We start from the raw sequence: 15,846 nt of genomic DNA on the forward strand, positions 1-15,846 counted from the left end.
GATTAAAATATTTTGGTCTTCGTTTATAAAAATATTCTTTTACATGTTAATGCGACCGATGTGGTTATTATTACTTTTATCGGTTTCTTTGATGAGTTTAGTTTATATTAATGGCACTATTACAAATTTGCCGGTAGCAATTGTTGATCAAGATCATACGGCGACTAGTCGAAGCCTAATACGTTCTTTAAACACCAGTTCAAAGATTGAAGCCATTACTTATGAAAATTCATTACAAGCGTATGATGATATCAATAATCGTAAACTGTTTGCGGTATTTACTATTCCAAGAAATTTTGAAAAAAAGATCTTAAATGGTGAAGAAGTCACAATACCAGCCTATGGTGATGCTTCAAGTCGTTTAGCTAATGGTTTGATACAGGTGGATATTCGAGGAATCTATCAGCAAATATTAACTCAATATAATACACGGATTATGCGAAATGCTGGATTTGCCGATAAACAGATCGACATCATACTATCGCCAATTAAAGGTCAAACAGAACCGCTATACAATGCTGGCATAAGCTTTGCAGCCATCACTTTTCCTGGCTTATTAGTGATGTTATTGCAGCACTCATTTTTAATCGCTGCAACACGCACTAACATTACGTTAAACTCCTTGCCACAAGGAAAACCGCCAAAAATTGTAATTTTTGGTAGCTTATTTGGTTTATTACCAATCTGGCTTTTTTTATCCATCGTGCTTTTTGGATTATGGCCTTGGGTACTTGGTTATCGTCAGTTAGCTAGCCTTACTGAAATACTAATCATGACATTTCCACTATTACTCGGTGCTTTGGGTTTAAGTAAATTGTTGACTGAGTGTTTGCGCAAAACTGAAATGATATATCTGACATTGGCATTTTTGACGACGCCTGTGTTTTATCTATCCGGTACCATTTGGCCAATTGATGCTATGCCTCATTGGGTTCAATTTGTCTCATATTTATTGCCGTCAACATGGGCGACTAACATGATTGCAGGTGTGAATCAAATGGGACTTGGGCTAGCAGATAATTGGCACAATATATTGATGATACTCTTATTAGGTGCGATATACAGCATAATGGGCATTCTTATTGCTGCATTAAGAGAAGGTCGAATACGTAAATTTTTCAGAAAGAGAAAAGCGAAAATACAATCTAAACGGCAGTTGATTTAATCTTATTGAACTTTTTATTTATCAAACCGCTTCCAATAATTCGTTAATTGTCTTAGTAGTTATGATGACAATTAACGAATGTTAAGTTGCGTAATGCATTACTAAAAAAGATTTTCATTATCAAAGTCGAATTATTCGTTTTTCCTGTTATGATATTTTGCTAATGTTTTAGATAGATATCTTGTGTTGTAGTGAATGAAATATTATCCATGGATTATTAGCCTACGCTTAAAAACGTTACCCCTTTCTTTATGTGCGATATTAGTCGGTAATGCGCTGGCTTATTGGCAACAACAATTTGATTATCGGATCATGTTATTATCTATTAGTACTGCCTCATTGTTACAAATTCTGTCAAATTTAGCTAACGATTACGGTGATGCAGTTAAAGGAAGTGATAAATGTAATATAACCGCTCATACTCGTGGTATTCAATTGGGGTTAATCACATTAAAACAGTTAAAAATAGCGTTAATCATCAATATAATTTGTTGTATTTTATCCGGGCTATGTCTATTACACGTTGCTTGCAACAACCGATATGAATTATTCAGTTTTATATTATTAGGCTTGCTATCTATTATTGCTGCTATTACCTATACTATTGGCAACAAGCCTTATGGCTATAGTGGCTTTGGCGATTTATCCGTTTTAATATTTTTTGGGCTAGTTGGTGTAATAGGAAGTTACTACCTGCAAACAAAATCATTATCAAATTTAATTATTCTACCTGCTTTAGGTTGTGGATTGTTGTCAGTGGCCGTACTCAATATTAACAATTTACGTGATATTGATAGCGATCGAAATTGCCATAAGCGTACGTTAGTGGTCTTAATGGGACAAACCAAAGCTCGCTTTTATCATCTATTTCTAATTGTGACTGCATTTATTTTATTGGCACTTTTTGCTAGTCATCAGTTACATACCATTTGGCGATGGTTATTTTTGATAACGCTACCGCTATTTATTTACCATATTTATGCTGTTTTTCGATTTAAGGTAGCTAAGGATGCTATCCCTTTATTATTACAGATGGTCAAACTTGCATTATTCACTAATTTACTTTATTGTTTGGGAATTATTTTGAACTAGCTCACGTTTATTTAAATTCGGTATCTTGTAACGCTATGTAAGCGTTATACTAGATAAACTAAAATATAAAGGCTAAAGGAGGCTTGGCAATGGAGTTTGATACTTCAATTCTTTGTGATTATTATCCGGAAGATGTTAACGTAGTAGAACCAATTTTCACTAATTTTGGTGGGGTTGCATCATTTTCAGGTCAAGCCGTAACAGTTAAATGTTTTGAAGATAACGGATTATTATACGAAATCTTGCAATCTAATGGTGCAGGTAAAATTCTAGTTATTGATGGCGGTGGATCGGTTCGTCGAGCATTGATTGATGCAGAACTGATTGATATTGCTGTTCAAAATCAGTGGGAAGGCATCATTGTTTATGGCTCGGTTCGACAAATAGATTATCTGGCAGAAGCAGATATTGGTATTCAAGCGTTAGCGGCGATACCCGTAGGTGCAGAAGATCAAGGTATTGGCGAAGTAGACATTAGAGTCAATTTTGGGGGGGTGACCTTCTTTTCTGGTGATTTTGTTTATGCCGATAACACCGGAATTATTTTGTCGGAAATTGCCTTAGAAATCGACGAAGAATAGCTTATAACTTGTGTTCATCCGCTGACCTTAATCGGCGGATGTTTGATGCTAAAAATAGTATGGCTGTAAAATATAACTAAATTAAACCGTAACGTTACGAATATACCCACCTGTTACCGTCTTAATTAAACCGGCAAGTTCCATATCTAACAATTTAATTGTCAAATCAGGAATCGATAAATTTAACTGTTGAGCAATAATATCAACCGGAATAGGTTGATGACGAATTAAAGCAAAAATTTCAGGATATAAAATAGTTTCAACGAATTTTACAGATTGCGACGTTAATGGCTTGATAGTTGATAGATAATGAGAATAATGCTCTAAAATATCAGTTGGTTTTGTGACTAAATAGGCTCCTTGCTGAATTAAAGCATGCGTACCACGACTGTTTTCGTTATTAATTTCACCGGGTAAAGCAAATACATCTCGATTTTGTTCTAAGGCATAACGCGCAGTAATCAATGAGCCACTTTTTTCCGAAGCTTCAACCACAAAAGTACCCAGACTTAATCCGCTTATTATCCGGTTTCGTCTTGGAAAATATTCTGTTCTTGCTACTTCAAAAGGAAAAAATTCAGAAACTAAAGCGCCATTTTGTGCCAAAATATCATGGGCAAGTTTTAAGTTTGATCGCGGTGCTATTTTAGCAAGCCCACTTCCTAAAACGGCTATAGTATCGCCCGATACCTCTAATGCGCCTCGATGACAAATTGCATCTAGTCCCAACGCTAAACCGCTAGTTACTGTTAAACCATTTATTGCCAATTCCCCCGCAAAATAGCGTCCCCATTGTGCACCATATTCACTAAATTGACGGCTACCGACCATGGCAATTTGAGGTGTTTGTAGTAACTGTTTATTCCCCATAACAAAAAGTAATAAAGGCGATGCGCTAATTTGTTTGAGTAGTGGTGGATAATCAGGATCACAATAGGTAATAAGCGTTTTAGGCAAACCATCACTATTGAGCCAATCAAGCACAGGTTCAAAATGAAGGTATGAAGTAGCCAAAAAGCGTTCTTGTTGCATTTCATTCAATCCAAGCTTTTCGAGAAAAAATGCAACATTATTGATTGTATTTGGCAATCCATTTTTAAAAAACTTACTCATTTTTTTAAAAATGGCACGTTTTTCTTGTCCCAGCATTGAAATTCGTAATAAGAACTCATATTTACTCATCATTGTTTTATCATTTTATAAAAGTGTGGTTTCGTGAATTGGTGAGATATATTTTATCAATAGCTAACAAATGCTATTCACCAGCATCATAAATGTTTACAATGTATTTAAATCTGAAAAAACTGACAATTGAGGAGTAGATCGAAGAAATTATGGCTATTTTACCGGTATTACGTTTTCCTGATGAGCGATTACGCAAAGTTGCAAAACCAGTGACAGCATTTACACCCGAACTACAAACCATTATAGATAATATGATTGAGACCATGTATGAGCATAATGGTATTGGACTTGCCGCCACTCAAGTTAATGTGCATGAACAAATTATTGTCATTGATGTAACAGAAGATCGTAGCAATGTTTATGTAATCATTAACCCAGAAGTGATTAGCCAGGAGGGGGAGACAGGCATAGAAGAGGGTTGTTTATCCATTCCAGATTGTCGAGGATTTGTACCAAGAGCTGAAAAAATTAAGATTAAAGCGCTCGATCGCAATGGAAACCCTTACCAAATTGATGCCGATGAACTTCTTGCGATATGCATTCAACATGAAATGGATCATTTAAAAGGTAAGCTATTTGTTGACTATCTTTCTCCTTTAAAACGTCAACGAATCGAACAAAAAATGAAAAAAATGGCTCGAGAAGAGCTTAAAAGTAGATAAAAATAATGATAATTTATGTGGTAATTTAACTGAAGATACCGATTCAATTTGTTAAACTACCGCATAAATATTTTTTATTTTAACCAACCGTCAAAAGGTTTCTCTCCGAGAGTTTTATTACTTAGAACGATCTTTCATCTGTATAAATTACAATATGCAATAACTGTTTTATCGCCCCTTTTAGGATACTTTGCTTAAATTATTTAACCGGCTAATGCTATTAGCATTGTTGATATATATTCAAATATCTGTTCAAACACAAACTCGGCAAAAGCGGGTAACATCGACATTAAATATGTGAGCATGATTAACCCTAATAATAAGGTTAGGGGATAACCAATAACAAAAATAGATAGTTGAGGAGTCATTCTATTTAACAGCCCTAACGCCATATTGATAATTAACAACAAAGCCATTAAAGGTAATGCTAACATTATCCCATTAATAAATAGTAATCGGCTGATATCAATCAAAGTAAGAACGCCATTTGCTTTTAACGGCAAAGTTGTTATTGGAATGATGTCAAAACTATTGGCAAGTCCATACAATAACCATAAATGACAATCTAAACTAAGAAAAATTAACAAAGCGATGATATTGGTGAAACGTGATAATACCGATGTAGATGGCCCACCAATAGGATCAAAAAAAGTAGCCATGCCAAGCCCCATTTGCATACCAATTAATTCACCAGCTACTCTCATGGTCATAAAGGCAAGTTGCATAGCAAGACCCATTAATACACCGATGATAACTTGCTGCGCAATCATCCAGATACCCATTAATGAATAGAGTGTTACAGGCTCATCGGTCGGGGGTAATGGTAACAAAAGTGCAATGAGTAAAGCCAAACCAATTTTGACGCGGTTAGGTACTTCTTTTTCGCCAGTAATGGGAGCAACCATTACTAGTGCTAAAATACGTACAAACGGTAAAAACGAGTTTTTAACCCAAGAAAAAAAATCAATATCAAATAGATAATTAATATCAAATTCCATTAAATTTAGCTGGTTAGATTTGGAATGTTGGTAATAACAATTTTAATATAGTCAGTCATTGTTGATAGCATTGACGGCCCTAAAACAATTAAGACGACAATCACCGCTAAAATTTTAGGAATGAAAGATAAGGTCATTTCGTTAATTTGTGTTGCAGCTTGTAATAAACTAATAATCAAGCCGGTCACCAATGCAGCTAAAAGTAAAGGGCCAGCAAGTGAGGCTGCGACTTTGACAGCTTGAATGGCAAGCGTACTAATCGAATCAGGTGACATAATTTTCCTTAATTTAAGAATCTTGAGTTTATGTTTTTCAACTAAAAAAGCTCTGTGCCAGTGAACCTAGTAACAAATGCCAACCATCCGCTAAAACAAACAACATTAATTTGAATGGTAGAGATACGGTTGCAGGTGGTACCATCATCATGCCTAATGCCATTAACGTACTTGCAACAACTAAATCAATGACTAAAAAGGGAATAAAAATCGTAAAACCAATTTGGAAGGCTGTTTTTAATTCACTGACGACAAAGGCAGGTACTAGTACATTCAATGGCACTTGTTCTCGTGTTTCAACTTCGTTGACATGAGACATATTCATAAATAAGGCAAGATCATTTTCCCGTGTTTGGCTTAGCATAAATTCGCGTAATGGTTTTGCAGCTGTTGTTAAGCCTTCTTGCATCGTGATTTGATTTTGTGAATAAGGAATATAAGCATCTTGATAAATTTTATCGATCACCGGTGACATAATAAAAAATGTCATAAATAGTGCAATGCCCAAAATAACTTGGTTGGGTGGGGCTGATTGCGTGCCAAGCGCATTGCGTAATAATCCCAATACAATGATGATTCGGGTAAAACTGGTCATCAAAAGTAAAATAGCAGGTATAAACGTGAGTAACGTTAAAAATACCAATGTTTCAACAGGTAATGACCAACTATGTTCACCATTTTGTATTGTTTCAGTCATAAACGGGAGTGATGAAGGATCGGCAAAACAAAATCGGCTAAAAAACAATAAGCTTAATAATGTCGTTAGCAATATAAAAATTTTTAACCGCACAAGGCATCACTCCTTTTTCGTTTTTAACGCTGATTGCAAGATTTGCTTGAACACATTGTTATCAGCTGATTTAGCAACGGGTGTTGATTGTGATAATAATTTTTCGGCACGTTGTTCATCAATGGTATGTAGCAACGTCATATGATGCGAAGTGATACCGACAACCAATAATTGCTTATCCACCTCAACTAACATGATTCGTTCTTTTGGACTAATGCAATGCGTTGCTTTAACATCAATAAATGCATTACGTTTCTTATTATGACCCAGACGTTTAACTATCCAACCTAACAATAGAATCATAAAAATGACACCAATTAGCGCCGTGCCAATTGATGTGCCCATTTGACTGTAAAGATTTAATTCAGATGATGACGATACAGTATTGCTCGTGATAGTGTGGGTACTTGAGGTTGAGATCTTAGTCATATTTTTTAGGTTTATCGCCATTAACGGCTCAGTCTGCGCACACGCTCGGAAGGAGTTATAATATCGGTAATACGGACACCGTAATTATCACCAACAACGACAATTTCGCCTTGAGCAATCAAATAACCATTGATCAAAATATCTAAAGGTTCGCCAGCAAGTCCGTCGAGCGCAATCACTGATCCTTGAGTAAGATTGAGTAAATCTTTGATTGTCATTTTAGTTCGACCAAGTTCGACACTTAAATGAACAGGAATATCTAAAATAAGATTGATATCTTGTTTTTTATCTTCTGTATGATTAGGTGAAAGTGTTTCAAAAATGGCTTCTTTGGCAATAAGTTCATCATTGAGCGTATCATTCGCTTGGTTTTCGTCATTATTTTGTTTGTTATCAGTCATTGAATTCCCCTTCATTCAATTGTTCTAATACAGGATTAATTACTTGTTCTACTTGAATAGCATATTGTTTATGGGTTTTTCCATAGTGACCTTTTAATATAGGTACACCCCCGACAGTAACATCAAGAAGAGTTGGTTTTTCGATTACTAAAATATTATCTACTTTGAGCGCAAGTAGTTTATCTACTGTTGTTTGAATTGTCGTAAAGTTAGCAACTAACTCAACGGTAGATTGTTTGATGCCACTGGTTAAAGAACTCATCCAAATGTTATCATCTTGATGCGTTTGTTGCTCAATCGGTGGTTTTATCAGTAACTCTTTAATGGGTTCAACCATTGAATAAGGAATACAGATACTGAATGTTGTTTTAGAATTACCAATTTCAACTTTGAAGTTTGATGTTAAAACGACATCATCCGGTGAACTTGTGATATTGGTGAATTTGCTCTGTATTTCTGAACGAATGTATTCAGTTTCAATAGAATATATATCTGTCCAGGCATTTTGGTAAAACGTTAACGCTAGTTCGAGTACGCGTTTAATAATTTGCTGTTCGGTATGGGTAAATTCCCGTTCTTCTGTATCGAGTTGCGAAGCATGGCCATCACCACCAAATAAAGTATCAACCACGGTATAAACAATCTCAGGCGAAAACGCAAATAAGCTTGAACCTCGCAATGGATTGAGGTGCACAAGATTTAAATGGTTAGCCGCTGAAATCTGTGAAAACTCTTTAAAAGTTTGAGGTTCAATCGGTGAGGCAATGACATCCGTATTTCGTCTTAATAAGTTAAATAAACCTATTCTAAATTGACGAGCAAAGCGCTCATTCACAATTTCTAACGCAGTTAAACGTTCAGGAATAAAACTATGTTTGACAGATAAATCATAAGGTTTAACTTCAATTTTTTTTGATGATATATGATTGTCAGGATCTTTCTTATTTGTTGTCATTGGTTTGTCTTCAGACGGTGGTAAGCTATCAGAAGACTCATTCATATTACGCGTAGGCGCTTGCTTATCCGGCATGATAATCACCGTATGATAAAATCGGTAAACAATACTTCATCAACCTTCACTGAATGTTTAGGATCGTATTGTCTGGATAGAGCGACTTTGATTTGCTCTTGCAAATCAAGTTTACCTGTTTCAAGCTTTAAATTATTGACATATTGTTTAGAGGTTAACAGCAATACATCGCTTCTGACTTCCGGTAAATACTCTAAAAGTACTGATTTTTGTTCTTCGTCAGCAACACGTAATACCATACCAACATAGAGAACTTTGTTAATTTCTGTACTATCTTCTGAAGTTGGTAATGAAATTGTAAACGGTTTTAGTGTTAAAAATACCGGTGATAAAACAGGTGGCTCTTCTTTAGCTTTAATTGTATTTTTAGACTGATTTTGGAACCATAAATAGGCAGTGGTTGCTAATGCTAACATTGTGATGATAATAAGTATTAGGTTTAAAATACTCACTTTTTTCTTGGAAGTTGGCATGTTTATTCTTATCTCAGTTAAAATTTGGAAAAATAATAACCAATTGAATGGTTAAAAATACAAGAATAATAAATCAAGCTGACAGAATTGATTTGAAGAATAGGCGATAAAAATATCACCTATTCAGCCTTTTTATTCTCTCATCATTTAAAAAAATAAATGCAATGCCTTACTCAGCTTTACGCAAATATACTCAACCCCGATTTTGCCAAATGGTGACTAACCTGACTAGGTTGATGAATTTCCTCAATGACATTTGAATGTTCGATTATTGGTGTTTGACGATTCTTTGATTGTTGATATTGCGCCGACTGATCAGCATCATTCATCATTGAAAAGTCACTAATATCGGCTTGCTCTAGTGTGATACCTTGCTCTTCAAGCGAACTTTTCAAATAGGGTAAGGCAGATTCTAATACGCTTTTGACTACGGCATGAGCAGCCATCATATGTAAGTTCATTTTATCTTCCAACATATCCAATTTTATATGTAATGAACCTAGCTCTTGAGGATTAAGTTTAATATTCGCCGTTTGAATTCCTTGCCGGTTAAACATGATGATCTGCTCAGTAAGTGATGACGGCCATTGTTGATTTGTGACTGCGAGAGGCAAGTTTATCGACGTGGTGATTTTTGCAGGCGTCAACATTACCCCTGTTGGATCTTGTCCATGCGACGATGTGGTTATTGCTGTCTCTTGATGGATAGTCATATCGCTTGTGAACTGCTGTATCGAAACATGACGTTGTTGGTTTTGTAATTCTGCTCTAGCATTATTCAACGGAAAACAATTATTTGCGACGGCTGATAATTGACGATTTGAACTCTTTTTCAAAGTGGCTATTTCAGTGTTATTTAAGTTCGCACTAAAATGATTTGGATTACTTCCCTTTATTGCCATATTGTTTTGCAATGAACGTTCATCGATTATTGCTTCACGCCCATCAAGGCTATTAACGGGTAATCGTTGCTCGTCATCAGTGATGTCTGATGCGAAAGAATTTAATCTATTGATTGCATCATTTAAGGGGTTAGTGATTGCACTATTAAGATGATATGAAAGATGACTTGCCTGTAATTTGTCACGCATTTCCGATTGAATCATACTGGTATCATAAGGGAAAACAGGGAAGATTAATCCATCAAGACTATTGTTTTGATCATCAAATTCACATCCCTCATAGTCAATTTGATTTAGGTTGTTTGGCTGTTCTGGATGCGATAACGGCTTTTCATTGTCAGCCAATAACTGCTGAAAAAGATTCGCATCATTCACATTAGCTTCCTCATCAAGTTGTTTAGATAGATTCGTTGATATTAATTGCATATCACTATTTAAATTAATATTCATGTAATACTCTCCTTGATAACTGTTGCTGGGCAAATTCATCCGTCATTTTTTGCTGTATTCGATTTTGAAGTTGTAATTGCTTTTTGTGCTGTTTTTCTAATAACGTGGTATAGGTATTCAAACTTTTATTGGATTGATTAAGTTCGTTGGTTATCTGTTGTTGTTTAATCGCTAATGTGAGTAGCAATTTTTTTTGTTGTTCGATACCTTGCTCAATATTGGCTATAAATGCGGTAAAATTAGTTAATTCGCATCCTTTAATACCATTCGATAAAGCGCTATTTAATTGCTGTTGATATTCAGCGTAATAATCATTGAGCACCTTAAGTTGTGATTGTGCTTGTTGATGACTTTCGTTTGCTTTTTTTAATCGAATTAAACTATCATCAATCGATTTTTGTGCTAACTGTTTTAAGGTTAAAAAAGCATGTTGTGTCGAATTTTTATTGTTCATGATACTTCCTTACGATCCCATGGCGTTAGGATCAACAATTGCAACTAGCTGTTGATAGGCTTCTTGATAACTACAATGTTCATTAATCCCTTGCTGTAAAAAGGTTTGCATAGCCGGAAATAGCGTAATTGCTTTATCTAATAAAGGATCAGTACCGGCAACATAAGCACCAACATTAATTAAATCACGATTGCGTTGAAAGCTCGAAAACAGTTGTTTGAACAGACGTGATTTTTTCTCATCTTCAGGCGCGGTGAGATCTGTCATAACACGGCTAATGGAGGCTTCTATATCAATAGCTGGATAATGACCCGATTCAGCAAGTGAACGTGAAAGTACGATGTGCCCGTCTAAAATAGCCCGGGCTGAATCAGCAATCGGATCTTGTTGATCATCTCCTTCGGTTAAAACGGTATAAAATGCGGTAATTGCGCCTTTACCATGATTATCATTACCGGCTCTTTCAACCAGAGCGGGTAATTTAGCAAATACCGAAGGGGGATAACCTTTCGTCGCTGGTGGCTCACCGATAGCTAAGGCAATTTCACGCTGCGCCATTGCATAGCGAGTGAGCGAATCCATAATTAAAAGGACATTTAACCCTTGTTCACGAAAAGATTCCGCAATTTTGGTGGCGTAAGTCGCCCCTTGTAAACGTAATAATGGTGATACATCCGCAGGCGCTGCTACCACGACAGCGCGTGACAGTCCTTCTTCGCCTAAAATATTTTCGATAAAGTCTTTAACTTCTCGTCCCCGTTCGCCGATTAAACCAACGACAATAACATCTGCTTGGGTGTAGCGTGCCATCATACCGAGTAACACACTTTTACCGACGCCCGAACCGGCAAATAACCCCATTCGCTGTCCTTGCCCAACGGTTAGTAGAGCATTGATTGCTCTAACCCCTACATCGAGCACTTGATGAATGGGCGTACGTTGTAATGGATTGAGTGTTTTACTCGATAAGCCTTGATACTCGACATTTTCCGGTAAGGGTTTTCCGTCTAACGGTTTTCCCATTGCGTCAACAACTCGCCCCAATAACGTCATACCAACCGGTAATAATTTGTGACTAAAATGGGCTAAATCGTATTGTGCGGTGTACACTCTTGCGCCCAGTAAAATACCGTCAGTGGATTCGAATGGCATTAGGTAAAGTGTATGTGCATTAAACCCTACCACTTCGCATTCAACGGCATCGATATGACCTTGGCACTGTCTTTCAATATAACAGTTGGAGCCTAATGGTAATTTTAATCCGACTGCTTCAAGGACTAGCCCAGACGCTTTTACTAATCGACCATAATGACGAATCAATGATAAATCTTTAAGCTGCTTTGTTGCTTGAAGGAGTTTGGTTGACCATTGACTTGAGTATCGCACGTTAATGGTTCTCGCCTTGTAAGTGATCAGACATCATTTGCCAATGTTGATTAATATTGCTATTCACTTCGTTGGTATCTGTCAATAATTTACATCCGCCTTCTTCAACATTTGCATCAGCAACAAATTGCCATTGGTGTGGATTAATATCATCATTTAACATCGGTTCTAACCAGCGTAAATCAGCAGGGTTAAGGTGTAATACGATTGGATCAGATAACATAGAACATTGTTCAACTAATTGATTAATCGTGTGCATTAATTGCTTTTGTTTAACTTTAGATAGGCTACCAACCGTTTTTTGTGCTGCAACTAATGCTAAATCAAATAATTGAGGCACAATTAATTCGTCAATCTCTTTAATGGATTGCTCAAAATTGTTGATTAAGTGTGTGATAGCTTGAACAGCTTGTTTTTTTTTATCATCAAGTTGTTGTTCAATCTGTTCACGACCTTGCTGTTGACCAACTAAATATCCTTGGTCATACCCAGATTGTTTGCCATTCTCAAAGCCCTCTTTATGACCTTGTTCGAATCCTTCTTGATAGGCTTGTGATTTTGCTTCTTGCTTTAACAGTTCTAACTCTTCTTCGCTGATAGAGGGAGCCGGTACAACATCTATGTGTTCTGGCTCAGGCTCACTTTCTACTTCGTCAACCTGAGTAGCCATAGATTGTTGTGTTAATGGTGAAAAGTCTGATGACGATAAATCCTGAAAACAGAGCGGTTCCCAGCTTAATTTATCTGAACTATTACACATATTCGTCATCACCGCTACTTAAGATAACTTCACCGGTTTCAGCTAAGCGACGCGCAATAACCAAGATTTTCTTCTGCTCCGTTTCCACTTGTGATAAGCGCACCGGCGGTCTGTTTTCAAGATCTTCACGTAAAATAGAGGCTGCGCGTTGTGACATGTTGCTAAGTAATTTGTCACGTAATGCAATTGATGCACCTTTTAATGCAATAATGAGCGTCTCGTTATCGACATCTTTAAGTAGACGTTGGATGCTTCTATCATCCACTTCAACCAGATTTTCAAACAAGAACATTTCATCAATAATTTTCTGTGCAAGTTCATTGTCGTAATCGCGTAATGCGTTGATAACCAACTCTTCTTGTTGGCTCTTCATTAAGTTAATGATTTCGGCTGCGGTTCTGATTCCGCCTAAGTTATTAAGTTTAATATTTTGTCCGTGTAATAATGTTGATAATGACGTAGATAATAATCGGAGTGCTGACGGTTCAACACCACCAAAAGTGGCAATACGTAACATCACATCATTACGTAAATCGTCATCGAATAGATTAAGAATTTCCGCCGCTAAATCTCGGTGTAAATGGACTAAAATAGTGGCAATAATTTGTGGATGTTCTTTTTTAACCAAATCAACAGCTCGAGCAGCATCAACAAAATTAAGCATTTCAAGACCGTCGGTGGCTTCTTCAATATCTTTTCCTAACAGCTCATCGAGTAAACGCCCAGCTTTTTCACTACCAATAGATTTTTCTAATACTGAACGTAAGTAGCCATTGGTATCTGTATTAAGTACCGCACACTCTTCCAGTGTTTTTTGGCATTCATTAAGAATACCTTTTAATTGTTCTTGTGAAAGCTGTGGCAAAGACATCATCGCACTACTGATTTGTTGTACCTCTTTAGGATTGAGATATTGCATCACTTGTGCAGCAATTTCTTCACCTAACACCATTAAAACTGTTGCGGCTTTTTGTGATTCATTTAAATTCATTCGTTGCTGTCCTCTTTACTGATCCAGCTGCGAATAATTAACGCCATAACACGTGGATCCTTCTCAACAATTTTACGGATGTACTGCTGTTGTTGCATATTATCTTCAAATATCTTCTGCTGTTGTTTACTGTGCGCTTTGTAATCTAATTTTTCATCAATACTTGTTTGGGTATCTGATGTATTATCTGGCGTACTGAAGTATTGTCGTTGTAACTTCATCCAAACATTACGTAATATTTTGCGCCAAATTATCCACGCAATGAAAATATAGATCAGATATTTAATGCCTGTTTTAGTGTTTTCATAAAATTGGTGAGTTTCCCAAAATGCCAATCCGTCATTTTCATCATCAAGTTGATCACTAAATTTTAAATTAGCTACAGTTAAGGTATCGCCGCGTAAATCTGAATATCCCATTGCTTGACGAGCTAACGCTTCAATATTTTTTAGCTCTTCATTATCCAGTTTGACCCATTGTGGCGTATTGTTGTTGGCTTCATTTGGTTTTTCGTCTGTTTCAGATGTTGCAGACACATTATTCACATCGGAATCTGAATGATTAGCATCTGGATCGACATATTTATAATTGACTAACACGGCAACCGATAAACGTTTGATTCTGCCCTCGGGTATCTTACTGTGAACAACTTGCCGGTTAACTTCGTAATTTAAAGTATTATTTGACTGTAAATTATAGATTTTTTGTTTATCATCTTGTTCTTTTGATTCAGGTTGTTCATCAATTGATGCACTTGCGGTTGGCGCAGGTTGATTAGATAGTGCACCGGGGACGCCGCCTATGCCCGCATTATTACCCACTTGACGATTTTCGATTCGCTGTTTACTTCGAATAGTTTGGTTAGCGATATCACTATTTGGATCAAAGGTTTCCGATGTCGTTTCTTGTCGACTAAAGTCAATATCAGCATTGACTTGTACCATGACATTTTTTTTACCTAAAATTGGAATAATAATTTTTTCCACACGCTCACGAACGCTATTTTCAATGCGTTCACTAAATTCTAAATGAGCAACATTAAATGTTTTATCACGATAATTTTCACCCGTAAGTAAATTACCATGCTGATCGATAATGGTAACTTTATCGGCTTGTAATTCCGGTACACTACTTGAAATAAGGTGAATAATGGCATCAATTTGACGTTGTGATAGACTACGACCGGGTAATAAGGTTAATGCGACAGAAGCTGAAGGAAATTTTCGTTCTCTGACAAATAATGAGGGTTTAGGCATAGCTAAATGCACTCTGGCATCATCAATACTACTAATGATTGAAATTGTTCGGGATAGTTCACCTTCTAAAGCACGTTGATAATTGATCTGCTCGTTAAATTGGCTCATCCCAAAACTTTCTTTATCAAGCAATTCAAAGCCAACGGCGCCCCCTTTTGGTAATCCAAGTTGAGCAATGCGTAAACGCGTATCGTAAACTTTTTCTTCAGGAATTAAGATGGTTGAACCAGATGATGTGAATTTATAAGGAATATTCATCTTATCCAATTGACTAATGATTTCACCGCCATCTTTGTCGCTTACATTACTAAACAAAACCCCATAATCGTCATTTTTCATCCATAAGTAAGTCATACTTAAGATGGCTAATATTACCACGCCGGCAATAAGTAGCAGCATTTTTGGATTTTGTTTTAATTGATTGATAAAAGGTAACTTATTTAATATTGATTCGCCTTTTTTACCGACAGTTTGGCTAGTCATAAATATCCTAATTCTAAACTAATTAGATGAATTCTAGAGTTTATTATCTGTGTATTTAGAAAAATCAATAGCTAAAAAAGAAA

The 15,846-nt window shown here is 36.3% G+C and carries 18 protein-coding genes; 4 read left to right on the forward strand and 14 right to left on the reverse strand.

All coding sequences use genetic code 11. From position 1 onward, the window contains the following. The first annotated feature begins 1 nt into the window (after nucleotide 1). The 3 genes from J3U35_RS09425 (at nucleotide 2) to rraA (ending at nucleotide 2,838) form a co-directional block, all read left to right on the forward strand. A complete protein-coding gene (locus tag J3U35_RS09425) occupies nucleotides 2–1,165 on the forward strand; it encodes an ABC transporter permease (RefSeq protein WP_411605198.1) in 1,164 nt (387 codons plus the stop codon). A gap of 195 nt (nucleotides 1,166–1,360) precedes the next feature. Further along, entirely contained in the window at nucleotides 1,361–2,257 is an 897-nt protein-coding gene (locus tag J3U35_RS09430) for a 1,4-dihydroxy-2-naphthoate polyprenyltransferase (RefSeq protein ID WP_267349975.1), read from the forward strand. Nucleotides 2,258–2,346: 89 nt separating this feature from the next. Beyond that, nucleotides 2,347–2,838 carry a ribonuclease E activity regulator RraA gene (rraA, locus tag J3U35_RS09435; protein WP_267360970.1) on the forward strand — a complete coding sequence of 164 codons (492 nt, stop codon included), beginning with the start codon at nucleotides 2,347–2,349 and terminating at the stop codon, nucleotides 2,836–2,838. Between the two features lie 81 nt (nucleotides 2,839–2,919). Here the strand turns inward: rraA and dprA are convergent, their stop codons facing one another. Continuing rightward, nucleotides 2,920–4,023 (reverse strand): DNA-processing protein DprA, encoded by a 1,104-nt coding sequence (dprA, locus tag J3U35_RS09440; RefSeq protein ID WP_267360972.1) that lies wholly within the window; start codon nucleotides 4,021–4,023, stop codon nucleotides 2,920–2,922. Nucleotides 4,024–4,172: 149 nt separating this feature from the next. Here dprA and def point away from each other — a divergent pair, with 149 nt between their 5' ends. Next, nucleotides 4,173–4,685, forward strand: coding sequence for a peptide deformylase (gene def / locus J3U35_RS09445; protein WP_267349971.1), 513 nt, complete (start codon nucleotides 4,173–4,175; stop codon nucleotides 4,683–4,685). 203 nt (nucleotides 4,686–4,888) lie between these two features. Here the strand turns inward: def and fliR are convergent, their stop codons facing one another. From fliR to fliF, 13 genes are all read right to left on the reverse strand, one after another. Then, entirely contained in the window at nucleotides 4,889–5,683 is a 795-nt protein-coding gene (gene fliR, locus J3U35_RS09450; RefSeq protein WP_267360974.1) for a flagellar biosynthetic protein FliR, read from the reverse strand. Nucleotides 5,684–5,688: 5 nt separating this feature from the next. After that, nucleotides 5,689–5,958, reverse strand: a complete 270-nt coding sequence (fliQ, locus tag J3U35_RS09455) for a flagellar biosynthesis protein FliQ (RefSeq protein ID WP_065558107.1) — start codon at nucleotides 5,956–5,958, stop codon at nucleotides 5,689–5,691. Nucleotides 5,959–5,995: 37 nt separating this feature from the next. Continuing rightward, complete coding sequence (gene fliP / locus J3U35_RS09460) at nucleotides 5,996–6,748, reverse strand: flagellar type III secretion system pore protein FliP (RefSeq protein ID WP_324101200.1); 753 nt, start codon at nucleotides 6,746–6,748, stop codon at nucleotides 5,996–5,998. A gap of 6 nt (nucleotides 6,749–6,754) precedes the next feature. Continuing rightward, nucleotides 6,755–7,198, reverse strand: a complete 444-nt coding sequence (gene fliO, locus J3U35_RS09465; protein WP_267360977.1) for a flagellar biosynthetic protein FliO — start codon at nucleotides 7,196–7,198, stop codon at nucleotides 6,755–6,757. After that, a complete protein-coding gene (gene fliN / locus J3U35_RS09470; RefSeq protein WP_267360979.1) occupies nucleotides 7,198–7,578 on the reverse strand; it encodes a flagellar motor switch protein FliN in 381 nt (126 codons plus the stop codon). Before fliN ends, fliO begins: the two co-directional genes overlap by 1 nt. After that, a complete protein-coding gene (fliM, locus tag J3U35_RS09475; protein ID WP_267360981.1) occupies nucleotides 7,571–8,608 on the reverse strand; it encodes a flagellar motor switch protein FliM in 1,038 nt (345 codons plus the stop codon). Before fliM ends, fliN begins: the two co-directional genes overlap by 8 nt. 5 nt (nucleotides 8,609–8,613) lie before the next feature. Next, the gene (locus J3U35_RS09480) at nucleotides 8,614–9,081 is read right to left on the reverse strand and encodes a flagellar basal body-associated FliL family protein (protein ID WP_267349961.1); all 468 of its coding nucleotides are present in this window, start codon (nucleotides 9,079–9,081) and stop codon (nucleotides 8,614–8,616) included. Nucleotides 9,082–9,260: 179 nt separating this feature from the next. Next, the gene (locus tag J3U35_RS09485; protein ID WP_267360983.1) at nucleotides 9,261–10,433 is read right to left on the reverse strand and encodes a flagellar hook-length control protein FliK; all 1,173 of its coding nucleotides are present in this window, start codon (nucleotides 10,431–10,433) and stop codon (nucleotides 9,261–9,263) included. Beyond that, complete coding sequence (gene fliJ / locus J3U35_RS09490; RefSeq protein WP_267349957.1) at nucleotides 10,423–10,887, reverse strand: flagellar export protein FliJ; 465 nt, start codon at nucleotides 10,885–10,887, stop codon at nucleotides 10,423–10,425. Before fliJ ends, J3U35_RS09485 begins: the two co-directional genes overlap by 11 nt. Nucleotides 10,888–10,896: 9 nt before the next feature. Then, nucleotides 10,897–12,279, reverse strand: a complete 1,383-nt coding sequence (gene fliI / locus J3U35_RS09495; protein ID WP_370632185.1) for a flagellar protein export ATPase FliI — start codon at nucleotides 12,277–12,279, stop codon at nucleotides 10,897–10,899. Beyond that, entirely contained in the window at nucleotides 12,275–13,042 is a 768-nt protein-coding gene (locus tag J3U35_RS09500) for a flagellar assembly protein FliH (RefSeq protein WP_267360985.1), read from the reverse strand. Before J3U35_RS09500 ends, fliI begins: the two co-directional genes overlap by 5 nt. After that, nucleotides 13,026–14,024 carry a flagellar motor switch protein FliG gene (gene fliG / locus J3U35_RS09505; RefSeq protein WP_220216119.1) on the reverse strand — a complete coding sequence of 333 codons (999 nt, stop codon included), beginning with the start codon at nucleotides 14,022–14,024 and terminating at the stop codon, nucleotides 13,026–13,028. Before fliG ends, J3U35_RS09500 begins: the two co-directional genes overlap by 17 nt. Beyond that, nucleotides 14,021–15,763, reverse strand: a complete 1,743-nt coding sequence (gene fliF / locus J3U35_RS09510) for a flagellar basal-body MS-ring/collar protein FliF (protein ID WP_267360987.1) — start codon at nucleotides 15,761–15,763, stop codon at nucleotides 14,021–14,023. The genes fliG and fliF overlap by 4 nt, the downstream gene beginning before the upstream one ends. Nucleotides 15,764–15,846: the final 83 nt, after the last annotated feature.

The organism is Gilliamella sp. B2717 (assembly GCF_026536675.1).
GTDB classification, from domain to species: Bacteria; Pseudomonadota; Gammaproteobacteria; order Enterobacterales; family Orbaceae; genus Gilliamella; species Gilliamella apicola_I.